The 24,539-nt window shown below is 45.3% G+C and carries 21 protein-coding genes; 12 read left to right on the top strand and 9 right to left on the bottom strand.

From position 1 onward, the window contains the following. The first annotated feature begins 6 nt into the window (after positions 1–6). From F459_RS0114605 to F459_RS0114595, 3 genes are all read left to right on the top strand, one after another. Positions 7–1,281 (top strand): ABC transporter substrate-binding protein, encoded by a 1,275-nt coding sequence (locus F459_RS0114605; protein ID WP_020613459.1) that lies wholly within the window; start codon positions 7–9, stop codon positions 1,279–1,281. 183 nt (positions 1,282–1,464) lie between these two features. Then, positions 1,465–2,286, top strand: a complete 822-nt coding sequence (locus tag F459_RS0114600; RefSeq protein ID WP_020613458.1) for a carbohydrate ABC transporter permease — start codon at positions 1,465–1,467, stop codon at positions 2,284–2,286. Further along, on the top strand, positions 2,283–3,110 hold the full coding sequence (locus F459_RS0114595) for a carbohydrate ABC transporter permease (protein WP_020613457.1): 828 nt from the start codon (positions 2,283–2,285) through the stop codon (positions 3,108–3,110). The genes F459_RS0114600 and F459_RS0114595 overlap by 4 nt, the downstream gene beginning before the upstream one ends. An 87-nt stretch (positions 3,111–3,197) precedes the next feature. Here F459_RS0114595 and F459_RS22415 read toward each other — a convergent pair whose 3' ends face one another. Continuing rightward, a complete protein-coding gene (locus F459_RS22415; RefSeq protein WP_020613456.1) occupies positions 3,198–5,642 on the bottom strand; it encodes a tyrosine-protein phosphatase in 2,445 nt (814 codons plus the stop codon). Positions 5,643–5,933: 291 nt separating this feature from the next. Between F459_RS22415 and F459_RS0114585 the strand changes: the two genes are divergently transcribed. Continuing rightward, positions 5,934–6,911, top strand: coding sequence for a hypothetical protein (locus tag F459_RS0114585; RefSeq protein WP_020613455.1), 978 nt, complete (start codon positions 5,934–5,936; stop codon positions 6,909–6,911). Between the two features lie 188 nt (positions 6,912–7,099). Here F459_RS0114585 and F459_RS0114575 read toward each other — a convergent pair whose 3' ends face one another. The 6 genes from F459_RS0114575 to ilvC all read right to left on the bottom strand — a co-directional run bounded on the left by F459_RS0114575 (position 7,100) and on the right by ilvC (position 13,488). Next, positions 7,100–8,290 (bottom strand): mandelate racemase/muconate lactonizing enzyme family protein, encoded by a 1,191-nt coding sequence (locus F459_RS0114575; RefSeq protein WP_020613453.1) that lies wholly within the window; start codon positions 8,288–8,290, stop codon positions 7,100–7,102. After that, positions 8,287–9,396, bottom strand: coding sequence for an iron-containing alcohol dehydrogenase family protein (locus F459_RS0114570; RefSeq protein WP_020613452.1), 1,110 nt, complete (start codon positions 9,394–9,396; stop codon positions 8,287–8,289). Before F459_RS0114570 ends, F459_RS0114575 begins: the two co-directional genes overlap by 4 nt. A gap of 71 nt (positions 9,397–9,467) precedes the next feature. Further along, the gene (locus tag F459_RS22410; protein ID WP_020613451.1) at positions 9,468–10,937 is read right to left on the bottom strand and encodes a tripartite tricarboxylate transporter permease; all 1,470 of its coding nucleotides are present in this window, start codon (positions 10,935–10,937) and stop codon (positions 9,468–9,470) included. 18 nt (positions 10,938–10,955) lie between these two features. Next, positions 10,956–11,429, bottom strand: coding sequence for a tripartite tricarboxylate transporter TctB family protein (locus tag F459_RS0114560; RefSeq protein ID WP_020613450.1), 474 nt, complete (start codon positions 11,427–11,429; stop codon positions 10,956–10,958). Between the two features lie 74 nt (positions 11,430–11,503). After that, on the bottom strand, positions 11,504–12,478 hold the full coding sequence (locus F459_RS0114555) for a tripartite tricarboxylate transporter substrate binding protein (RefSeq protein WP_020613449.1): 975 nt from the start codon (positions 12,476–12,478) through the stop codon (positions 11,504–11,506). Further along, entirely contained in the window at positions 12,475–13,488 is a 1,014-nt protein-coding gene (gene ilvC, locus F459_RS0114550; protein WP_020613448.1) for a ketol-acid reductoisomerase, read from the bottom strand. Before ilvC ends, F459_RS0114555 begins: the two co-directional genes overlap by 4 nt. Before the next feature lie 131 nt (positions 13,489–13,619). On the opposite strand from ilvC, the gene F459_RS0114545 reads away from it, so the two are divergent. The 7 genes from F459_RS0114545 to melA all read left to right on the top strand — a co-directional run bounded on the left by F459_RS0114545 (position 13,620) and on the right by melA (position 21,774). Beyond that, the gene (locus tag F459_RS0114545; RefSeq protein WP_020613447.1) at positions 13,620–14,321 is read left to right on the top strand and encodes a GntR family transcriptional regulator; all 702 of its coding nucleotides are present in this window, start codon (positions 13,620–13,622) and stop codon (positions 14,319–14,321) included. Between the two features lie 101 nt (positions 14,322–14,422). Then, on the top strand, positions 14,423–15,505 hold the full coding sequence (locus F459_RS0114540) for a GntR family transcriptional regulator (RefSeq protein ID WP_026295042.1): 1,083 nt from the start codon (positions 14,423–14,425) through the stop codon (positions 15,503–15,505). A gap of 243 nt (positions 15,506–15,748) precedes the next feature. After that, positions 15,749–16,882: a sugar ABC transporter substrate-binding protein gene (locus F459_RS0114535; protein ID WP_020613445.1), complete on the top strand. Its 1,134-nt coding sequence runs from the start codon at positions 15,749–15,751 to the stop codon at positions 16,880–16,882. Between the two features lie 77 nt (positions 16,883–16,959). Next, the gene (locus F459_RS0114530) at positions 16,960–17,916 is read left to right on the top strand and encodes an ABC transporter permease (protein ID WP_020613444.1); all 957 of its coding nucleotides are present in this window, start codon (positions 16,960–16,962) and stop codon (positions 17,914–17,916) included. 19 nt (positions 17,917–17,935) lie between these two features. Next, entirely contained in the window at positions 17,936–19,438 is a 1,503-nt protein-coding gene (locus F459_RS0114525; protein ID WP_020613443.1) for a sugar ABC transporter ATP-binding protein, read from the top strand. A gap of 12 nt (positions 19,439–19,450) precedes the next feature. Next, a complete protein-coding gene (locus F459_RS0114520; RefSeq protein ID WP_020613442.1) occupies positions 19,451–20,410 on the top strand; it encodes an ABC transporter permease in 960 nt (319 codons plus the stop codon). A 17-nt stretch (positions 20,411–20,427) separates the two neighbouring features. After that, positions 20,428–21,774: an alpha-galactosidase gene (melA, locus tag F459_RS0114515; RefSeq protein ID WP_020613441.1), complete on the top strand. Its 1,347-nt coding sequence runs from the start codon at positions 20,428–20,430 to the stop codon at positions 21,772–21,774. A gap of 384 nt (positions 21,775–22,158) precedes the next feature. Here melA and F459_RS24455 read toward each other — a convergent pair whose 3' ends face one another. Both F459_RS24455 and F459_RS24570 read right to left on the bottom strand, forming a co-directional pair. Continuing rightward, positions 22,159–23,124: an FAD-binding protein gene (locus F459_RS24455; RefSeq protein WP_020613439.1), complete on the bottom strand. Its 966-nt coding sequence runs from the start codon at positions 23,122–23,124 to the stop codon at positions 22,159–22,161. Further along, positions 23,093–23,749 carry an FMN-binding protein gene (locus tag F459_RS24570; protein WP_020613438.1) on the bottom strand — a complete coding sequence of 219 codons (657 nt, stop codon included), beginning with the start codon at positions 23,747–23,749 and terminating at the stop codon, positions 23,093–23,095. Before F459_RS24570 ends, F459_RS24455 begins: the two co-directional genes overlap by 32 nt. 628 nt (positions 23,750–24,377) lie before the next feature. Here F459_RS24570 and F459_RS24695 point away from each other — a divergent pair. Beyond that, positions 24,378–24,539, top strand: a 162-nt coding sequence (locus tag F459_RS24695; protein WP_020613436.1) for a DUF4372 domain-containing protein, incomplete at its 3' end; no start/stop codon positions are given.

Raw genomic sequence — 24,539 nt, 5'->3', positions numbered from 1 at the left:
ACTATCATGAAAAGGAAAACACTCTTTAGTATCGTGGCTCTCATTGTCTCGATGCTTGCGGCGCCGAATCTTTTTTCACAGGGCCAACAGGATGAGGATGGCGTTGTTACGGTGAAAATGGCGAGTCAGTTTTGGGTCGAGCCGGGAAGGAAAGAGCTGTATGAAAGCTTTAAGGCCGAATTTGAAGCGGCAAATCCCGATATTGTCATTGAACCGGTGGCGATGTCGTATACGGAATACTTCGATAAGATCGATATTGTGCTGGCCTCGTCGAACGCTCCGGTCATCTTTTTCGGAACCGAGGCCCAGATAAAGCTTTGGAAGGAGATGGGATATCTTGAACCCCTGAATGAACACTTTGATATTCCGAAGCTGATGACGGAAGTTTCCTCTCCCGAATCGCAAAAGAAGGCCGAAATCGACGGAAACATGTACGGCCTTTATCTGGAAGCCTGCCCTTACGGTGGCCTCATCTATAATGAAGAGCTTCTTGAAAAGGCAGGGGTAAAGGTTCCGACGACTCCCGAAGAATTGTTACGTGCCGCAAAAACTTTGACGATCGGTAATCAGCAGTATGGGTTCATAACCGCTAATTCACCCGATAATTTGCAGCACATCATGCAGGAAGTGATGTTGATCATTAATGGTTTCGGCGGAAGAATCATCAATGCAAAGGGAGACTTTGGTGTTGCAGACCCTGAATTTATCGAAGGGGTAAAATTCTGGAAAGAGCTGAACAAGGCGGATGCTGTTCCCCAAAACATGGTATACAATACACAGCGTAAGCTCTTTTTTGCGGGAAAGGTTGCGATGTGCCTCGACGGCGGCTATTTTGTTACCTGGGCAATGTCCGAGAATCCCGAACTTGCTAAGAAACTGGATGTCGCTTATCCTCCCTTTGCGGATATGGGCAGTCAGACAGACATTACCTTCTTTTTTATCAACAAAGAGGCGACCGACAGGCAGAAAGCGGCGGCGGCAAGGGTTCTCCAGGCATATATGCAACCAAGCTTTCAGGAAAAATGGGTACGGCAGTGTGGTTACCCCGTGACAATGAAGAATGCCGTTACTCCTGCTTTTCGCGAGGAGTTTCCCTGGTTCAAGGTCTATGAGGATATTGCAGCTCACGGTGTATCGATGGCCGTAAAAGGACATGAAACGCAGTCGAGCGAAATCAGAAAGATTGTGGCTAATTACCTGCTTATCGCCCTGAACACGGATAGCCCGGTAGAAGAGGTAATGAAAGAGTGTAAAGAGGAGCTCATACAAGTCACCAGATAGAAACACATTATCATGATCCTTATGGCATGAGCATACATACACATGTGTTTGCTCTGCTATAGGGATTATGCCACCTTATAGCATACGCCACCGTGCAAAGGGAGGGATACCATCAAAACGTTTCACCTTGCCCGCGATAGAAGATACATCTATGCGACGTTTGTTTTGCCGGCGTTAGTCGTTTTGGGCTTCGTTTATGTATACCCAATTTTCAAAAACCTGCTTCTCAGTGTACACAACGCACGATTCATCGAACATGCTGATTTTGTTGGTCTGGCAAATTATAAGAGACTCTTAACCGACAAGAATTTCTGGAATTCCGTATTGGTTTTGCTGAAATACACCTGCCTCTATACCGTCGGTGTATTTCTTATAGGTTTCGTAACGGCGCTTATTCTTGACCGGAATGCTTCAACATCGAAATCGCTATTTAGAACCATCTTTGTCTTACCATATGCTATTCCTGATGTCGTGGCCGCGATGGTATTTCTTTGGATCCTGGATTATCAATTCGGCATTGCCAACCATCTGATACAGCTTTTTGGGTTATCTCATGGGCCTATTAATTGGCTGGGCCAGAACAGACATGTGAGTCTTCTCACGATTATCGGGATCGAATTATGGAGACAATACCCGCTACATACGCTTATCATATTGTCCGGTTTGCAGGATATACCCAGTGAATTGTATGAAGCTGCCGATATCGAGGGGGCTGGGTTCTTCTGTAAGCTTACAAAGATTACCATACCCTATCTCAAGCAGGTTTTATCGATTCTACTCACCATGACCATTATTTGGTGTCTGCGGCGTTTCACCATGATATGGCTTCTTACTCAAGGTGGGCCCAACAGAGGGACCGAGACGATCGTTATTCAGATATATTCGTATGCGTTTCAGTTTAACAAAATGAGCTATGCAGCCGCCATCGGAAATATGCTCTTGCTGTTTACGATCTGTCTTTTATTACTCTACTTCCACCTTATGCGAAGGAAGACCGAAGAATGAAGGTAAAAGGAAAATCAATAAGCCTGATAGTCGTCTCAATCCTCATCTCGATAGTAGTACTTTTTCCGGTATATTGGATGATTAATGTTTCCTTCAAGGATGAAGTGGATTTGTTCGCAAACCCCTATCGATTTATTCCGGTAGACTTACAGATGGGAGGATATGTCGAAAATTTTCTGAACGGGACTATCTTTTTATGGATAAAAAACTCAGTTTTCGTATCTGGTGTTTCGGTTTTTCTGAACATCACGCTGGCTTCCTTAGCGGCCTTTGGAATTTCCCGTTTCTCATACCGCTTCAATAAGGTTGTTGTTATTTCATCGATTGCTTCACAGATGATTGCTCCGGCCCTTATTATCACCCCCGTATACCTGATGCTGAATTCTCTGCACCTTATTAATAGCTTTGGTGGATTAATCATTGTCAACACCGGCTTATCGTTGGGGTTTTCAATATGGATCATGAAAGGATTTTTCGACAACATCCCGTACGAACTTGATGAAGCAGCGGAAATCGACGGATGCAATGCCTACCAGGCCTTTGGGTATGTTGTTTTGCCCCTTTCCATCCCCGCTTTGATTTCCGTACTTCTTATATCGTTTTTCGACATGTACAACGAATTTATGTTTGCATCGACTCTGATTACAGATACAAAGAAATGGCTGGGGACCACCGGAATCGCCTCGAATACCTCCCGTATCGGAGCGGACTGGGCCATGACCTTCTCTCAAACCGTCTTGTTCAGCCTGATCCCCCTGATCCTGTACTTCTTTCTGCAAAAGTATATTGTTCGCGGTTTGACTTCCGGTGCGGTAAAGGGATGATAAAAGGTGATCTTCTCCATTGAAGTCAAAAAGCACGGCGGCTCCCGAAAGAGCCGCTGTGTGCTGTAATCCATAACCCCTGCAATCCTATCGAGCAGGAATAACAAACTCCTGCCCCGCATAGATCAGCCGGGGATCCTGTATCTTTTCCTTATTTGCATCGTAGATCTCCTGATACCGGAAACCGGTCCCCAAAAGCCTGCGGGATATCTTCCAGAGACTGTCACCAGAACCCACGGTATAGATGGCGTGTGGGACTTCGCTTGCTGCAGGCTCTGAGGCCTCCGGTGCCGCAGCTGCATCGGGCTCTCCCGCCGCTCCCGTGTCGGCTGTCGTTTCTGCGACGGCTGCCGTTGCTTGAGCAGCTCCTGAGAGGATGCGTTTCAGCTGCTTTACCTCATCACCGCTCATACCACCTGAAATCAGATAGTCTGCCGCTCCTGCCGAAAGGTCTGCGCCTGCAATCTCGTCGCTTCCTGCGATGGTCCTGAGCATCCCCAGAATATCCTTGGTGATGACCGCGTAGGTATCGCCGTTCGGCTCGATCTTGTAGTAGTTGATGTAACTGGTCATATAGTCGGAAACAATTTCGTCGGGGGTGGCTCCCATGAGGGACTCCAGCAGGGCGCTTACAAAACCGGCCCGGTCCTTCCCCTCGGTACAGTGAATGAGGTAGGGAGGCTCGTGGCCGATGATAAAGCGGCCGGCCTCGGCAACGTCGGAGCGAAACTGCTCTCCCGCGTAGGCAAGGTCCATCCCAAGGGTTATAACCTGGCCCCTGTGAAACAGATCGGCATAATAGGGAGAGGCAAAATCCTTACCGGCAATATAGCCCTCGACTTCGCTCTCGCTGTCCGCCAGGTTGACCACCGTTGCTATCCCGTCGGCGGCTATGAGCTTATCCGCATAGGCCGCACGCCCAAGCTCCGGATTGATGGGGCTGGAACTACGATAGAGGATACCTGCGTCGATATCGCCCTCGGTGATGGTTCGGTAGTTTGCAAAAACCCGGTCCGAGTAATAGTCTTCCCGATCGTTGGTCCGCTTGAGGCTCCTGACCGAATATTCGTCGAGATAACCTCCCTTTTGGCTCAAGGTGATGGTAAGCCTGTCCCCCACCTTTACATCCGCAACCTGGTACAGTTTTCCGTAGTTGATGCAGACGGCGATATCCTCGTGGCCGGGATAGGCCCGAACCAGGGGCTGACCGTTTTCCACATAGTAGCCATCCAGAAAGGGAGCCTCCATGGCATAGCCGTTGTTGTACGTAACGGTCACCATATCGCCAAGCGCAAAGCCCTTGTCGTAGAAATCAGCGATTGTAATGTCCGTGGAGGTGTGACCGTACTTTTCGATTTCGCGGACCGTTCCCGATATGGAGACGGCATCCTGTTCGACAGCCGTGGAAAGCCGCGTTTTCAGGGCCGAGATCTCATCACTCGTCAGTCCGATACCGAGCAGGTAGGATTGTGCGGCTGTGGTGAGGTCGATTTCCGCAAGGTCGCTGCCCTTGGGCCGATCTGCGATGATGGTCGCGAGGGATGTTTTGATATTGCTTTCGGCAATGGCCTCGTACTGCTCGCTGCCTGGCTCCACCTTGTAGTAGTTCTCGTAGGTACGCATATAATCCCCGACAACCTGGTCGAGAGAGGCCCCCATGAGGCTTTCCAAAAGGGCGCTGACAAAGCCCGCGCGATCCTTCCCTTCGGTACAGTGAACGAGGTAGGGACCTTCGTGGGAGATCATGAAACGAAGCCCCTCGGCGAGCTTTGCACCGAAATCATCGGATGTCAGATCGACCCCCATGTCCAGGAAACTTACCTGGCCCGCATCGTAGAGCGATTTGTAGTAGGGCGAGGCGAAATCCTTTCCGGCGAAGAAGCCTTCCAGCTCCTCTTTCGAATCTGCGAGATTGATCACCGTCCTGATTTTAAAAGCCTTTGTCAGCTCATCGGCATAGGCCGCACGGCCGAGCTCGTTGTTCGCGGGGCTGCTGCTTCGAAACAGGAGTCCCGGTGCAATATCACCGAAGGGAATGTTGCGGAAATTTGCAAAAATAGAATCCGAGGCGTAGTCGGCCCGATCGTTGCTCCGCTTCAGCTGACGCAGAAGATACTCACTGAGATAGGCTCCCTTTTCCTCCATGGAAAGGGTTACCGCATCTCCCTCTGCTACCCCGTAGCTTGAGGCAAAGTTCCCCATATTGATGGCGATGATCAGCAGGTCGTTTTTTTTGTCGTCCCGTACCAATGGACTACCGGTATCCACATCACTGTAGGACGTACAAAACGGCGCCTGCACCGTCGCTTCTCCGATGGAAATGTTCAGCACATCGCCAAGCTCATAGCCCGCCTGATAAAGCGCCGAGGGCTTGATATCCAATTCCAAATTCCCATACTTGCTGATGCTCGCCACACTTCCCGCGACCTCTTGAAACTCGCTCTGGGGCGACTGTGCCGCCAAACCTGCGGTCAGTGCAAAGAAGAGCCATAGCGACGAAACCGCAAGCACCAGATTTCGACTTCTTTTCATATCAACCTCCTGTCTGTTCGATAACTCCAGTATGCTACTATCTTCCCGATTTGTGAATGACTTTGGGCGGCTCCTCGCTGGCCGCTCGGACCGGGCTTTGCGGGGCTCCGCTATCGCTCCGGCCTCCTCGGGGCCCGTGGCCCCTGCGGGGTCTGCCTGCGGCACCCCTCCAATCCCTGCCGCGATTGGGGTAGAAACAGAGCTGATCATCTATAAAAGAATTAGTATAGATGGTATAGTAAACGCACTGGATTGGTTTCAGAATATGTCTGTAGATTTAAGGAACCCCGTATGCCAAAAACAAAAATGCCTACTATTACAAAACCAGCGAAGAAAAAAGCTGCGAACCCTGTATCGGGTAGCAAGGGTAAACCCCTTTCCTACGTTCAGCGTGTAGCTGACAACCTAAAAGATGACGGATTCTATGAAAAAGATAACTGGCTATGCCTCAACTTCGAAGGGACGGACCTCCGATTTGGCTGGCGCTACGGCGTTATCAACGACTACCAGGAAAATAACGAATTGCAGGTGTTCAGCAGTGGTGGGGGGAAACAATATGCCGCTGATGGAACTATTGCCTATTATCGACCGCCTAAAATCTCTTCCAGGAATATTGTTCATCAAACCTTTATCCTCAAGGATTCCAGCGGCAAATGTATTCCCTACCACTACACAAATATGTCGGTCATCATGCGTAACGGCCATGAAATGAAAGATGTCTTCGGAGAAGGGGCTGGTGGGCGCTGCTTCTTAGCTCTGATCAACAGTACAACAGGGGAAAACTACCATACGGAGCTTGATAAGCCGGTTTTTAAAACCCTAGGCCTTCTTCCACCGAAGAAGTCCTTTCTGAAAATGCTCATAAAGGGCGGAATCCTTGGCCTTATTCTTTCCTTTCCTGATTTCTTGGCCCCGCCTTACTATGACAAAATTGATTCATTTCTGAGCACGTACCTGCCTTTTTTGCATGCACCCTACACCCACTTACATACCATATTTGAAGACGGTTGGTATTTCTTTCACAAGGTACAGGCAAGTGCGGCGGCCGGACATCAGGCACAGGCCGTTTTCTATTCGGTCATGGATCACATACACCTATTTATCATCAATCTTTATCCCGACCTTACTCCCAGGATGATTTTCGTACCTTTGCTAATTATTATGCTCCTCAGGCGATTGGTACAAAACATAAAGAGGGCTGCCAAGATGAAGAAAAAGGCAAGCCGTTTAGCCCCAACATTGTTGAGGATGTACCGTGCACTGGTATAACGTACGTATCGTAATCCGTTAGGATCTGTTTCTTAAACCTCTCAAGATTATCTGACAGAATGAATACGTATGCCAACCAAAAAAAGCATCAGGGAATCAATAAGATTCCTGATGCTAAAGATTAGCAAATCTTCCACGGCAATAAAAAGATACATGTTTTCAGAATTGCATCTTCACTTACTTTTCTGCTATTGTATTACCACTTTCTCTGACGCCTTTATTGTTTCTTCGGTAAGTTCCTGACCTATCCCTGGCAAATCAGGTGTTTCATAATAACCATCTTTCGGCTGATAATCATATTTGCAGCTATTAATATTATGTGGTAAAAGTGCTCCGGAATGATGCTCATGGATAACAAAATTGGGTATTACGGCTTCCAGTTGCAATGCTGCTGCTTTTGCAATTGGTCCACCGCAGATATGAACCTGAACTCCTATATCATATACATTGGCCATATCACAAATCTTCTTGCCTTCAGTGATTCCTCCGACTAATCCAAGATCTGGCTGAATAATGGAAAGAGATCTGTTTTCAAAGAATGGTCTGTAGCCCCATCTGCTGTATATTCTTTCCCCGCTTGCAAGAGGAATCTTCACACTATTTGCTATCTCTTTCATGAGCTCAGCATTCAAAGGCATTGTGGGTTCTTCATAATAGAAACAGTTGAACTGCTCCAATTCCCTACCCAGCTGGATTGCGGAATTTGTATCTGTAAGTGAATGGAGTTCTATTATCAGATCCATATTCTTGCCGCCCGCTTCTCTCATTGCTCTTACTCTGTCGACCGCAGTAGAAATTTGCTTGTTTTCCAGAAGGCCGGTTGTTTTCCCTTTCATCCAGTTGCCATCCAGGTCAAAACCAATCGGGTCGACCTTAACACAATCATATCCGTTATCCAGAGCTTTTTGCGTTGCCCAGGCATAATCATCGGGAGTAATCATAGCCTTGCTTTCCGTGCCCCATCCAAATTGCAGCTGGCTTGCATAGGCTCTTAACTTTTTATTTGTTTTACCTCCCAGCAGTTGATAAACTGGAACGTTTAAGGCTTTTCCCCTTATATCCCATAGCGCAATATCGATTCCACTAATACCGCCAAACACAACAGTACCGCCGCCCATTCCCCAGAACGTGCTTCTAAATATTTTTGACCATATTTCTTCATTATTCATTGGGTCCATCCCAATGATAAGCTTCGCAAAATCAACTGCCATACCAAATCCAGCATCCCCGGCATTTCCATATGCTAGACCGATTTCTCCGAAACCGGTTATTCCTTCATCGGTATGTACCATGACAACAATAGGATTCCATGGCACACCTTCAACCCTTTTGCTAACGCCGGTATTTACTTTCACAACCTCAATGCTTGTAATTTTCACTCGAAGACTCTCCTTAAAAAATCATGTAGTAGAACGGTCAAACGCTCAACATCAATATCTCCAGGGACCAGATGGGCATATTCAAGAGCACATGCTTTTTCGGCTATGTCCCTCATTTCGGCAGGCGATATATGTATGTCAGGAATACTTGATAACAGATCCATCTTGGTAATCATGTTTTCAACATCGGTAATAAAATCTTTTGTTGATGAATAACTACAAAAACAGGCCAATTCCGCCAAACAAGCGGGTTCGTTCGAAACTGCATATCTCATTACCGGTACAAGACTTAAGGCACAAGCTATCCCATGCGGAACATGAAAATAATCGGCAAAAGGAAAACTGAGCGCATGTACAAGGGTAGTCCGGACCTGGCCAAAAGCCCAGCCCCCAAGCATGGATGCATGACTCAAGGAAGAGCGTGCGGCCTTGTTTTGAGGGTCTTCATAACAGCTATAAAGATTTTTTAGGACATCCCGGCAGGCATACATTGCAGCACCCCGACATAGTGAATTGGAACTGGTATTCCAGTATGCTTCAAGAGCATGGGTAAAAGCATCAATACCTGTTGCCGCTGTTACCGAAGAAGGAACAGAATACGTAAGTTCAGGATCAATAATGGCGGTATCACAATAAAAGTAGGGGGTTCGGTATCCTGTTTTTCTGTTTTTTTCTGTATCGGTATAAACGCCGACGCATGTACACTCGCTTCCTGTGCCAGCCGTAGTCGGAATAAGAATAAGCTTTTTCCGTCTTTTTACGACTTGCTTTCCGTACAGATAATCTTCAAAACTCCCATCCTCAGATGAAATACAAGCTACGGCCTTGGCGGTATCCATAGAACTTCCTCCGCCAAGCCCGATACATAAATCGATTTTATTTTCTTTAGCTATCCTCAAAGCCTTGTTCACAGTATGAACCGAAGGATTCGGCTCAACATCAGAGAAAACAGAGATATCACCATTTTTCAAATTATCCGATAGTTTTTTTCGTACCCCCATCTGTTCAATAACCGGATCACATACAAAAAGTATCCTATCTTTCGGAGAGCAAAATTGATCAATGCGTTTTGCCTTACCCTCGCCGAATTGTATATTAACGGGCATATATATAGAATATCCCACACTAGGCCTCCGTAATCTTTTTAATTTCTGAGGAAAATAATCAAATGCTCTTGTCAACTTTTATTCTTTGTTTTCCTCAGACCTATCACTAAAAGGATACAGAGCCCATAGAAAAACAAGGCAACAGGACTTTGAAAAAACGGAATGATACTGCCTTCGGTTAGTATCATTGCTCGTCTTAAATTTTGCTCAAACATAGGCGCTAAGACGAGTGCCAGAACCATAGGCGCAATAGGTACCTTCACACTTTTCATCAAAAAAGCAAAGATTCCCAAGACGATTGCTATTTTGATATCAAAGATGCTGTTGTTTATTGCGTAACAGCCTATGAGCGAAAGGATCATTACAATAGTAGCCAGAAGGTGTTTAGGTATATGCAGCACCTTTGCAAAAAATTTCACGCCTATCAGCCCAAGAAGAACCATAACGATGTTCGAAAAAAAGAACGCAATGAATATCATGTACGCAGTATCAGCATGCTTAAGGAAAAAATTAGGCCCCGGGGTCAATCCTTGTATTATCAAGCCGCCGAGTAATACGGCGGTAACAGGATCTCCCGGAATTCCTAACGACAGCAAAGGTATCATGGCTCCCCCTGGGACTGCATTATTTGCTGATTCACTGGCAATGATTCCTTCCGCACATCCTGTGCCGAATTTGTCCTGATTTTTTGAAGCACGTTTTGCCTCTCCATAAGAAATCCATCCGCCGGTAGAGCTGCCTACCGCAGGTACGGCACCTATAAGAGTTCCGATAAGGGAACCTTTTATAAGCGTTTTTATATTGCGGAAAAACACTTCAGGTTTTGCATATGTAACCTTTTTTATTGGTTTTATATCATCTGTTGCTGTCTGTATGTTTGTTATCATGACAAAAACTTCTGATATGGCAAAGAGACCGATAACGGCAGGTATTAACGAAATTCCTTGAAAAAGATGGTAATTTCCGAAGTCAAATCTTGGCAGTCCAAGAATAGGATCCATACCGATAAAGGAAAGGACAAACCCCATCAATGCCGCAATTACGCTCTTGAATATGGAGTCGCTTGACAAAAAGCCAATAAGAACAACCCCGATAAGTATAAGAGAAAAATACTCTATAGGGCCGAATGCCAGTGCTATTTTGCCTAGTATCGGAGATAAAAAAGTCAGAACAATAACACTTACGATTCCGCCGAAACCAGAGGCTATTACAGCAATTGATAATGCCTTGCCAGGCTCTCCTCGTTTGGCCATTGGATATCCGTCAAGGGTTGTTGCTGCGGATGCCGGGGTGCCTGGTGTATTTAGCAGAATTGCCGTTATGGAGCCTCCATAGATCCCCCCACAATACACAGCAATAAGCATCGGCAACCCATAGTGTGCCGGCATGAAAAATGTAAGCGGCATCAACAATGCTACACCCATCACTGCGGTAAGACCCGGAAGAGCTCCGAAAACGATACCTACAAAGGTGCCGAAGAAAATAAATGCGAAGGTTTTTATATTAAAAACTAATAACAGTGCTTGTAAGAAATTACTCATTTTATCAACCTCCTTATCTCATGGCAGAGGTATTTTAAATAGATACCCGAAGACAGCATAACAAAGGAGTGTTATCAGTAATGAAGTGATAACACTCTTATACCATCTGGAATTTGATAGTATTCTAAGCAGCAAAAAAGTAAAAACAGATACGGAAATCAAAAATCCAGCTGGTTTTAATATAAAAGGAAATACTATCAGAATGGCTACAGTTAAAAATAACTTTTTATTTCTATCTATTATTTCAAGGATGGATATCGAATTATTGTTTTTTTCTATTTTTTTCGTTCTCGCCTTGATAATATTCGTTGTTATTAGAAGGATACTATCCAGAATCAGGAGTATCGATATAATGATCGGAAGAAATTTTATTCCAGGGTCAGTTCCTGCCACTACACCTTTGTAGTTTTCCAATAGTAAAGACTGTATGAGAAGGAACATTCCCAGGGAAAAAAAACCTATCCCGGTTACCAGATCTTTCTTATCTTCCACAATAACATCCTTGTTTGTTTATATTATGACGGTTGTTGTCATGGTGTTCCGACAACAACCGTACTCGGCTTGGTTTACTTGCTTAAGCCTGCTGCTTGTACAGCCTTACCAAAATTATCACGCATTTGATCATCAAGTTTTTTCAGATCTTCAGCTGGAGCCCAAACAATTTCCTGCTTTGTTCTTTCCATAACTTCAATGAATTTCTCATCCTGAGACATTTGTCTGAAAGCCTCAGCCAGAATATCTATTCTTTCCTGAGGAGTACCTTTGGGAACATAAAAACCTTTATAGGCAGAATTCACTATATCTATCCCTTCTTCAATAAAGGTAGGGATTTCCGGAAAATAACTTGACCGTTTTAATGATGGTATTGCCAGATACTTCAAAGAGCCAGCCTCCACATATTCCATCGTTTCTGCAGGATTTTGAATTATGACATCCACATCGCCCTTTAATAAAGCGGGAACCGTTTCTGCTCCACCGTCATACGGCACTTTTCCTATTTCAGCACCAGCTTCCATACCAATCATTGTAAAAACCAATGAAAGAGAGTTAGCTGCGCCCAATGTTCCGGCTTTTATCTTTCCCGGATTATTTTTTATTGCCGTAAGCAAGTCCCCAAGTGAGTTGTATGGAGAATCTGCCCTGACAGTAAGCGCCATAGGGCTGTCAGTCATGGCGCATACCTGTTGAAAGGCATCGTATTCATAATCTACAAGCCCTAAATGCGGTGCCAAAATATATGGAGACCATGTTCCATACCATAATGTATAACCATCGTTTTTTGTGTCGTAGGCAAATTCGTTTGCTGCAATCAATGCTCCTCCGCCCGGTTTATTAACAATTAAGAGCGGCTGTCCTAAGTACTTTTCCGCTACCACTGACAATGCCCTGGCATTTGTATCGGCGGTCCCACCGGCAGCGAAAGGAACTAAAATTGTAACGGGTTTTGAAGGAAATGGCTTTTCCTGATCCCCATTTGCAAAAGTGCTGCTGAGCCCCACAATGATAAAAAGACTAAACGAAAATAGTAGAAATTTTTTCATTTCTCATCCTCCTTTCTTTTGTTTGCATTCAATATTTTTAACAAATCCTGCTCGGATTTAATAAAAGGATGCTTTAGATTATCCTTCCATAATCGATTGAAAACAGGATATCCTGTTAACTGTTCCGTTTTCCATTCTTTGCTGAATTCGCCTGATTTTATATTCTCGACAATACTTTTGAGTAAGGCCCTGGATTCATCACTGGCCGCATATTTCCCTCTTGTCTGGTGTCCGTACTGACTGGTTGTGGAATGGTATCTAAGCTGTCCCCAAATTCCGACTTCCTGAGCATTCCGTAAGGTTTCAATACCTTCTCCGGAAAGATACAATTCAAGCAATACTGACTCGGGACTGAAACCGTATTCCTCAACAAGCAGTTCATAGGCCATTCTCAAATTATAGAGTTTGAATCCTCCCATAACCTGTTCGCCGAAAAGATCTACAACGGCTTCTTCTTCAAAACTTGATTCAAATGCTCCGATCTTTGTTGTGCCTATCGCTTTTGCCAAGGCAAGCATTGTCGCCTTTGCTTTTCCGGTGGAATCCTGATGAACTGCCACCAGACTCGGAAAACCTTCTCCGCTTACAAAACGGTCCCGAACTCCTTTTCCTATCATTCTTGGTGCAATGAGTATTATATCTACAGTTTCCGGCAGTTTGATAAAGCCAAAGTGTACATTGTATCCGCTTGCAAAATTGATTACATTGCCGTCCTCAATATATGGAGCAATGTCTTCATCGTAAACCGAAGGCATAATTTCATCTGGAATCAAGAGAAACAAAATATCTGCTCTTTTGCTTGCCTCTGAGATACTATACACCTCGAACCCATCTTTTTTCCCCTGTGTCCAGCTTGCTCCGTCCTTAATGTTGCCGACGATCACGTTAACTCCGCTATCACGCATATTTAAGGCTTGAGAACGGCCTTGATTACCATATCCGATAACCGCAACCGTTTTGTTTTTTAACTCATCCAAATTTGCATCATCATCAAAATAAGCCTTCGCCAAAGTAGTCCTCCTAAATTTAAGTAAAGATATTCTAAACTCGGTTTTGTCGTGTTGTCAACAAATTTCAAATTTCAAATTTGAAATTTCAAGATGTTATTGATTTTTTTCATCAATCACGATTAAATAACGTTATGGAAAATCGATTTGAGAATAATGCTTATCCGCTAAAAAAGATGAACAAGGCGAATATGGTTTATGATATCCTTTATGAAGGGATTATTTCAGGGACATGGAAACCCGGCGACCGATTAAATGACGAAGAATTATCACGACAATTTGGAACGAGCAGGAATTCGGTTAGGGAGGCTTTATCCAACCTGGTACGAAACCATCTTGTAGAAAAAGAGCATTGGAAGGGCTATAGAGTAAGAAGTCCTCAATGGAAAGAAATAGAAGAAGCCATTGATATTAGAAAGTGCCTTGAACTATATACTATCGATAAGATGAGAAATTTATCTGATGATAAAATTGATGAAGTTATAAAGCTGTTGGAAGTTCATTTCCAGGAAGCGGAAGAGAAGGTCAATACCAATCAAAATGAATATAAAAAAATTGACATGATGTTTCACCAGATAATCTATAATTCAGTATCGGAATTCTGGCTTACCGATATTGTCGAAAACCTTCATGCCGTTGCCGATATACAAACAAATCGTCTTTCTGTTAGTGTTCATCAGCATAAAGAGATTTACAAAAAGCTACTTGATAGAGATTTCGATGGCATGAAAACCGAGATGCAAGAACATATAGAATCATTCAAAAATCGTGCGCAAAAAACATATCAATCTAACTTACAGACAAGTAAAAATGAAACCATGGGAAAAAAGGCGTAAGCTCGCTTTTACATCTTCCCTCCAGAAGAACCAAACTTTTTCTTGACAATAGCAAAAAACGGCTTGTATAATAATTGTACGTACAAGAAAGGCTAATAAAATTGGACAACAAAATATTTAGCGGAACGAAAAAGGAGATGGTCAGGCACTACATCAAGCAGATACTGGTTGATGGGACCATTGGATTTGGTATGCGGCTCCCTTCGGAGAATGAGCTGGTGAAGAAATTCCAGGTCAGCCGTCAGACAATCCGGCAGGCCTTCAGTGATCTTGCCAACGAGGGGCTTATTTACAAACAGCAGGGGAAGGGGACTTTCAGTAAGTATAGAAAGAATGCAAGGCAGAAGCAGGTTATTGCCGTTATTACCACATATATTTCTGAGTTTGTTTTTCCGGGAATTGTTTCCGGTATTGAAGATGTTCTATCTGACAAAGGTTACATGATGCTTCTTGCGAATACAAACAACAGCAAGGAAAAGGAAGCTGAATATCTCAGGAATGTCATGGAACACAATGTTGTAGGTGTTATCATTGAACCGTCGAAAAGCGCTCAGGGAAATATTAACTTGCAGATTTTCAATGAAATGAGCAAGAAAGGTATAAAATTCGTATTCATCAATGCATATTATTCTGATTTCGACAGTTCCTATATAGTTATGGATGATCAAAAAGGTGCTTATCTCGTTGTTGAACATCTTCTTCAGCGGGGGCACCGGCGAATAGCCTGTGTTTACAAGACCGACGATAGACAGGGTGTGGATAGAAAAGACGGTTATTTGAAGGCTTTGGATAGTTACGGTGTGGAAATAGATAATTCACTGATTGGAGAGTATGATACCGCCGGGATGTATCTGTTTCCGTACATGTTTGCCCAGTCCTTGCTTCGTTCGGACAACCGGCCGACAGCCTTTACGTGTTATAACGACCAGAGCGCACTCATGGTTATCCAAGCAATAAAGGACAGCGGCTTGAGGTTTCCGGAAGATGTCTCGGTTGTCGGTTATGACGATTCGATTGAGGTCCTGTCTCAGGATATAGGAATCACGACGATAAAGCATCCTAAAAGGGATATGGGAGTCCAGGGGGCAAGGTTTATTATTGATATGATTGAAGGCCGTATGACAAGGCCGCAGTATATTTACAAGCCTGATCTTATCGTACGGGATTCATGTAGAAATCTGTAGGTTTTTTATGCCATCTTGTACGTACAAGAATAGTACAAGTTGCGGTTGTTTATAAGGACAAGCATGTGGCAATGGCAGCTGCGTTACCGTACACGATGCACTAAACATTTTCGAAAAAAGGAGGCAAAGGATCATACAAGAAAATTCGATGTGCTGAATCATACGCAAGCACGAAATTGAGAAGGACAGGGGACTAGTCCTTCTTATATAACGAATCACAATAGATGTAAGGAGGGTTATGCAATGAAAAAGAATCTTTTGGCACTTGTAATTTCATTCGTGGTAGTCGGAGCGGTTTTTGCAAACGGCCAGTCGGAAGGTGCTGCTTCCACAACCGCAAAGTCAGACTCAATCACAATCGGTGTTTCAACCTGGTCAATTAATGATTCTTTGGGAAGCCAGGTGAAGCGCATGCTTGATGCAGCAGCCAGTGAACTTGGTGTAAAGGTGGTATACATCGAGCAGTCTCACAAGTCGGAACAGGTCATTTCCTCCGTTGAAAACCTGTGTGCCTCCGGCGTTGACGGTATTGTCATCTGTAACTCCGCCGATGCCGAAATGGCACGTGTAATTCCCATCGCGCAACAGAACAAGGTATGCATTGCTCAATTCTTCAGGAAGATCGGTGATCCCGCGATTAACAAGATAGCACTAGACAGCTCATACTATATTGGGTGCACTCATGAGGATGAGACCGCGAATGGCTATGAACTGGGAAAAATTCTGGTCCAGGACAAGGGCTGCAGGAACATCGGAATTACCAGCTACCGTGTTGGCGATGCAACTGCTAATGCCCGTATAGCCGGATACAAACAGGCAATCGCGGATTGGAACAGCGCATATCCCTCCGACAAAGCCATACTTATGAACGTGGTTGACGACAAATATACCTCCGAGGAGGCCCGGCAGGCAGTAGAAGGGATGATCGACGCGAATCCCACGATGGACGGTCTTATTGTCGTAGGTGGCGGCGGTCAACCACTTGAAGGGGCTCTTGCAGCAATCAAGGCAAAAAATCTTGTGGGTAAGATCCACGTTGCTTCGACGGACTTTACGACGAATCTCGGACAGCAACTTGCGGACGGCGAAATGTCGGCAATGTCCGGAGGCCATTACGCCGATCCCCTCTTCTCCTTCATGATGGTCTACAATGCTGTCAAAGGTAACTACACGAAAACGCCAGACAAGTATCTTGAAGTCATCTTTCCGATGATGTTTGTCGCATCGGCGGAAGACTATGCAGCATTCGACAAGTATTTTATTCAGTCCTTGCCCTACAATCCGGAAGAACTCATGAAAATGGCCAACTCCAGCTTTGAAGAACTGAAGATGACCGCGGCATCTTTGAGCATCCAGGATGTTGCCTCCAGACATTAGGTCGCAAACTATATCCATGACATGAACAATACGGGCGGTGTGGTGCATACCGTACTGCCCGTACTACAGAAGGGACAATGAAAACAGATTTAATTCACAAGAAATCATCCCCTGGGAAACTCAACGGCGTGCTCTATCTTATTGGCGTTACGGTGCTCATTTATGCGGTCTTCAAAATAATGCGGCCTCACAATTTCGGTAATCTCAATAGCCTGTCCTCCTATTTTCAGCAGGCACTGCTTCCGACGGTCGCCGCTTGCGGATTCTATTTCATTATCGCTATGGGACTTTTCGATTTCAGTATAGGTGCAAATATAGTCTTGTCCGCAATTGTCGGCGTGCTACTGAGCCGCCGTTTCGGCTATCTCGGCTTGATCGTGGGACCAGTGCTTGTCGGCACTCTCATCGGTTTTGTCAACGGCGCTTTGTATGTAAGGCTGAAGATACCTTCTATTATTGCAACCGTCGGATTAATGATGGTGTATGAATGCATAGGAGCTCTGATAGCATCGGGAAGCGTGCTTACTTTAGGACAAAACGTAAGAGCATTTGGCAAAGCACCCTGGAATATCATTCTCGCAGTTGCCGCGTTTTTGCTCACCTTCCTTTTTCTGGAGCACACAAAAATAGGGACGTACACCTACGCAATTGGAAGCAATGAAACCGTAGCGAAGAATATGGGAATCGCAATCAATACATATAAGATTATAGCCTTTGTTCTCTGCGGTTTCTTTGCCGGCATCATGAGCATATTGACTATCAGTTATGGCAGCGCGATTACTGCAAGCACGAATATGTCTAGCATGGCGCGGAACTTTACCCCAATTATGGGTTGTTTTTTCGGGCTTGCCTTCAAGAAGAGCGTCAACCCTGTTATTGCAATGCTGGTGGGTGAGTTTATCATTACGATGATTTTGAATGGGCTGATTTCGCTGGGCGCTCCGACGACAATACAGAATGTGATCACAGGCTGCACACTGATCGGTATTGTCGTCCTTACGACACGGGTGCCCAAGGGCGCGGTGGTCAAGTGATGAAAAGTACGGAGTCTGCATGAATAAGTCGGTAGAGATCCTCAGGGCGGAGAACATCTCCAAAGCATTCGGAAATACCCAGGCGTGTAATAACGTCACCCTCTCCCTTGCACGAGGGGAGGTTCACGGGCTCATCGGTGAGAATGGCTCGGGTAAGTCAACTTTCGCGTCGATGCTGTGTGGTGTATACGCGCCGGACGGTGGAACGTTCTATCTGGACGGGGAAGAGTATAGCGCCCACACCCAGGTTGAAGCCAATGAGAAAGGTGTGGCAATTATCGTGCAGGAAATCGGAACCTTAAGCGGATTGACAGTCGCCCAGAATATTTTCCTGGGAAAGGAAGACAGGTTTACGCATTTCGGTATCCTTCGACCACATAAGTTGAACAGAACCGTCAATGAGATACTGAAACGGTACGGCTTCGACTATATCAACGCCGGCGATATGATAGACAGTTACGACTACGAAATACGCAAGCTGGTTGAAATAGTCAAAGCAACCCATTTCGGTCCGAAGATCGTTGTTGTCGATGAAACAACCACCGCGTTGTCCCAGGATGGGCGGGACATCCTCTATGACCACATAAAGAAGATTAGCGATAGCGGAAATACCGTGCTGTTCATTTCCCACGATCTTGATGAAGTGTTGCAACTGACCGACAGGGTGTCGGTCCTGCGGGATGGCCGTTACGTCGACACGGTTGTATCGTCGGAGAGCAGTACGGATCAGCTCAAGCTCCTCATGGTTGGCAGGGAAATCGACAGGAGGTACTACCGGACCGATTACGGTGGGGCAATAAGCGAAGAAGTAGTGTTGCGGGCAAGGAACATTAACGTTAAAGGCAAGATTTTTGACATAGACCTCGATGTTCATAAAGGCGAGATACTCGGTATCGGCGGTTTAAGCGATTGCGGAATGCACGATTTGGCCAAGGCGTTTTTCGGGGCGGCCTACGATCGTAGCGGAGAGATCGCGACTGCCGCGGGCGTTAAGATCAATTCGATACCGGATGCCATCAAAAATGGCATAGCCTATACGGCGAAGGACAGAGACAATGAATCGGTTGTTCTGAATGCCAGTATCAGAGATAACATCACCCTTCTCTCGTTGCCAAAGGTTAGGAAAGGACCTGTCATTTCGCGGACAAAGGAAAAACAATTCGCCCAGAGGCTCGCAGACCAGATGAGTGTCAAGATGCAGGGAATCGAACAATTCGTTGCGGGGCTGTCCGGCGGAAATAAACAGAAAGTAGTGCTTGCCCGTTGGTTGGGTACAGAGCCTCAAATACTGATTCTGGATAGTCCGACGCGTGGAATCGATATCAAGGTCAAGGCAGATATCTATTCCCTCATGGACAACCTGAGAAAAGAGGGAAGAGCCATTGTCATGATTTCGGAAGAGCTCATGGAGCTTATCGGAATGTGCGATCGCATTCTTGTTCTGAAGAACGGAAGAATTAACGGAGAGTTTTTCAGAAGCAAAGAATTGACCGAACACGACTTGATTCACCAAATGCTGTAGTAAGGGTATATGATGAAGAAAACATTAAGAGCAGCAAAAAAGCAAACATGTATCGGGGGGAACCTTTTCCAGGCACTGTTGCCCTATATCGGCCTTTTGGTACTGGTACTGATCTTCGGTACTATGACGAATTTCACCTCCGTTTCTCTGAGAAACCTGCGGTTGATTGTTCAACAGTCCTATGTCCTGGTCATCTGTTCCGTCGGCGTCTTTTTTATTATGACCATGGGAAGCCTCGATTTTTCCCAAGGCTCCATCATTGGTGTCGCTTCCATTGCTGTTGCCTTCTTGGCACAGTTTAATCTTATCTTGGCTGTCATTGTCTCAATAGCGGTAGGCGCGGTTATCGGCTTTATAAACGGATTTTTATTTGTGAAGTTCAAGGTCAGTTCGTTTATCGTCACGATTTGTACAATGTTTATCTTCCGCGGCGTATGTGCGTTTCTCACGACGGAAAAGCCGATGTCTGCCCCTATGTATATGTACTCACTTGACCAATTGTACATTATCGTGCCGGCGGTTGCCGTCATACTCGGGCTAGGCTGGTTTCTGTTTAGCGGGACCTCCTTTGGGAGAAAGATAAAGGCGATTGGGGCTGGAGAGACGGCGGCTAAATTTTCTGGAATAAGAGTCGCGAGTACAAAAATCTTTGTCTATACGCTGGCAGGTGCCCTCGCAGGGTTTGCTGCGACGATCAACACCATCCGCGTCGGCTCCATAACGGCTACTTCAGGTACATTACTGGAGACGAACATCATGATTGCGCTTGTTTTAGGAGGCATGCCGGTAGCGGGAGGTTCTAAGAATAGATTCAGCAGTGTCATTGTGGGCGTACTATTATTCGCCGTCTTAAATAACGGTCTGGCCCTGTTGCAGATTGATCCCAATATTCAGCAGCTGATACGGGGCGTCTTATTTTTGGCTATTGTGGTAGCAACAACCGATAGGAATGTTGCTATTGTCGTAAAATAATTTTAAGAGGTATTAACATGACAAAGGTAGTAATTATCGGTGCTGGCAGTGCAATGTTTACGAAGAACTTGGTTGGAGATCTCTTGTACTACGACGATATGGAGATCGACAACATTTCTCTGGTCGATATCGATGCGGAGAAACTGGCTGTCATGGAAAAGGTAACGAAAAAGATCGTGAAACAGTTCGGCAGAAAAACTGTTGTCGAATCTAGTACCGATCGGTGCAAAGTTCTAAAAGATGCAACATTTGTAACCAGTACAGTTGGCGTCGGCGGTGTTGAGATGTACGAGAAAGATCTTGAAATCCCCGACAAATACGGACTGCACCAGTGCGTGGGGGACATCATCGGTCCCGGGGGAATGTTCAGGTTTCTAAGGGCCTACCCAGTACTTCTCGATATCTGTAAGGACATGGAGAGGCTCTGTCCCGATGCATATTTCTTTAACTACACAAACCCAATGGCGCCTCTGTGTCTTGCTCTGAACCATGCAACTTCCATCAAGGTTTTCGGCTTCTGCCACAACGTCCAGAGTACCGCCTTGCAGCTGTCAGCCTATATGGGTGTTGACCGAAGCCGGGTCTCCTACTGGGCGGCCGGTATAAATCATATGGACTGGTTTCTGCAACTGAAGGTGGACGGCAAGGATGCATATCCCCAACTCAAGGAAATCTCCAAGGATAAGGAGAAGGTGAAGAAGCTCTGGCAGGTAGAACCGGATTACAGCAAGTATGAACTTGAACCCCACGTCAGGCTTGTCGACCTCGTCAGGTTTGAGGTCATGGACAACTTCGGAAAGTATGTCTCAGAATCACCCTTTCATATGGGGGAATACTGTCCGTATTTTCGCAAGAATCCGGACATGATCAAGGAATATCAGGTGGACGACAGATGGTGGCTGAGACATGAAAAATACACCGATGTCTACTACCATAAACTTGTCGGGATGCTGGAATCGGGCGAGGACATCGAGGTTGCGAAGACCTTTGAATATGCGCCGGAGATCATTCATGCCTATGAGACGGGCAAACCCTTCAGGGCAAATCTCAACGTGAAGAACACCGGCCTGATTCCGAACCTGCCGGCCGATTCGGTTGTCGAAGTTGCTTGTTACACCGACAGCGAGGGAATCCATCCCTGTTACGTGGGTGAAATACCTCAACAACTTGCGGCATTGAATATAACCAACATCAACATGCACAAACTCATGGCCATGGCAGGGAACGAAAAGAAGCTATCCATGATATATGATGCGGTGAAGCTGGATCCGCTAACCGCCGCTATGTGCACATTGGGCCAGATCAACGACATGGTTGCAGAGCTCATTGAAGCCAACAAAGAGTACTTGAAAGACTTTACCTGATTTCGTTTGCCTGTTGTCGCCGTCGACGTCATTCAAAACGTCCTCGGCGGCAATCGAATGAAGTATGTGGTGTAGTAGCATCAGATATCGCAACGGACATGTGGCCCATTGCTTGTTGAAAGACCGAATTGCTAACATGTCGCCATGAGTGGAAAGGAATCATGTTCGTTATCTATTTGCCGGAAAATGGAAAAGGATTTCACTTATCACCAGGATTCCGAACACTATACACTTCTTACGGATAGGAAGCCTGCTGTCCCTTTTTTGCAAAATCAAATTCTGCAGGATTCCAGCTTCCTATCCACATCAATTCATTCTTCAGCTCTTTTCTCCAAGAGGATCAACTTTTAAAAATGGAAACGCTGGAGCGTTTCAAAGCGTTTCTCATTTTGACACAACATATTTAGCGGCTTCCCTTCCTTCGATTCGTCCGCTTCCGATGGCATACATCATGCTCGTTCCGCAAATATCATAATAGGGTTTGTGAAACATACTCCCGCCATCTACCCCTGCGACATAGAGACCACGGATAGGAACATTGTCATTCGTCAGTGCTTCGAGGTTTTCATTGACTTTGACTCCTCCTGAGGTGTTGAATCCCGCTGGTAAAAAAGAAATGGCATAGAACGGCTCGGTACTTATATCGGTCAGGAAAATACTATTTTTATAGAGATCCTCATCTCGGCCCTGCTTAACAAGCTCTTGGTAACGCTCCACTGTTGAAACAAGATTTGGAAGTCCCATTTTATCGGCTAACGCTTCTATCGTGTCCGCTTTCCAGGCAATTCCCATGTCATACGCCTGCCCCATCTCTGCTTCAAGATTATCAAGGGGATGAGCAATCCCGGCAAACATCGGCGGCACACCGGATGTTGCTCCATACTGGCTCAGGCGCTCGTGCTGTTTTTCCCATTTTGTTTTTTCCGAATCAGGAATTAATTCGATAAGGCCTTCTCGTATTACCGTATCATAGGTCTTTTGGTCGAATACAACGAAATAAGGCCCTCCGTTTCCTACCGAAGCACCTCCAATATTCAAGGGTTCTTCCTTGAAAAGTCCTTCATTAAAATATCTGATGCCGTTCGTATTAACATGAAGAAGACCTGCAACCGACATTAAATCCAAATTCCATTTCGGATTTTCGGGAACTCCTGGTGTCATCCCGATTTCTGCAACTTCAACAAAGAGTTCCTTCGTAAAGGCTGTTCCTTCTGTCTCCAAGAGAATGGTTCCGCCATGCTTTTGTATGTCGTCAACGACAGGGGCGAATCGGCTCGGTCCGTAAGGATAAACAAGATGATAGGTCGCATAAGCCTCCTCACCCCAGATGTTGGGATATACAAATTTCACATCCCAACCGAATTCCTTTGCCGCCCAGTCGAGGTTCTTTCCTGATTCTCCGACGATCCGGCGCAAAAGCTGAAATGCCCCCGGCAAAAGCGGCTTTTTCAAGAACTATCACCTTTGCACCGGCCCGGGAGGCTTCAACTGCGGCCATTAAACCTGAACCTCCACCCCCGACAATGACAATATCAGTGTCGTACTTTTCGGCTTCCTGTGCCGTTTGGGCTACTTTGCGGTTGAATTGCTGAGGGTCGCCATTAGCCTGAACAATAGCGTCCTGAACGGCTTCTTTCAGCCCCCGGCTGGTATAGCTGGCGCCACTGATCTCGTCCACAGCAATTGATTGATGCTTCACGATCTCGGCGGGAATGCGTGAAAGCGCCGGATCGGACAACCCTTCCGTTTCATTTTGAGAAACCACCACTATCTTTTTGATCGCTCCTTCTTGAAACGTTACCTCAACCGTAATCGGTCCATTTTTTCCTTTGCCTGTTCCTGTGTAGACTCCATCTTTAATCGAAACCTTGTCGTTGTTGCATTCTGCAACTACCAACAGAAAAAGCAGAGTGAAAACAGCCAATAAAGCACTGCATAGTTTCCTTTTCGTTATTTTCCTTCCTGCTCCTCTCATTATTATTATTATCTATTCTCCGGTTTCCTTCAGATTGCATTGTAATAATCCGTAACACCGAAGACTTTTATTCCTCTGATGTTTTTCCTGTAATCATATTCCACACCATATCGAAAATATTTTTTTCCAGGGCTTTGATTGATTCAGACGTCTCTTCCGGATGCGACTGAATATACCTGTTGACGATAGTGAAAACATTTCCGATAAGAAAATTAATCAGGTCTGGGGGGATATTTTCCCGTATCGAATAGTCACCCGCGGTATCGAACTGAGTGTTTGTAAAAATTCCGAGAGGGAATATCGTAAAGGATTCTTTATTACAAAAATCTGTATGCATATAGAGATATAGAAATGCCAATCCCTCGGGAAACCTTCGCGGAAAGACGAAACAGTTTTTAACAACACGTTGAATATACTCCCGGTAACTCGGGATTCCTTCGGTCCCTTCATGCAATCCTTCGATAGCCCGTTTTTTTACATATTCTAGGCAATGCCTAAGCAAGTCGTCCTTTGAGTCAAAATCATAGCTGTCCAAAATAAAAGCTATAGAAACTATTAATTGCCTGAAAACCTGTTTATAATGAACATAGTTTGACGACTAAATCATTACAAACAAAGGAGATCAGGCATGAAAAATAATAACAGTATTTTCGGACAAATGCTACAGTTCATTTCGAGATATAAATTCCAAAAGTGCGTAAAAGAGTACCAGTCAGAAAAACACAGCAAAGGTTTTTCATCATGGAGCCACTTTGTTTCAATGCTATTTGGCCAGCTTTCCGGTCAAGAT

Origin of the sequence: Sediminispirochaeta bajacaliforniensis DSM 16054 (assembly GCF_000378205.1) — a bacterium.
GTDB lineage: Bacteria > Spirochaetota > Spirochaetia > DSM-16054 > Sediminispirochaetaceae > Sediminispirochaeta > Sediminispirochaeta bajacaliforniensis.
Note: the sequence above shows the minus strand (reverse complement) of the source record. Positions and strands in the feature narration are given on the sequence as shown.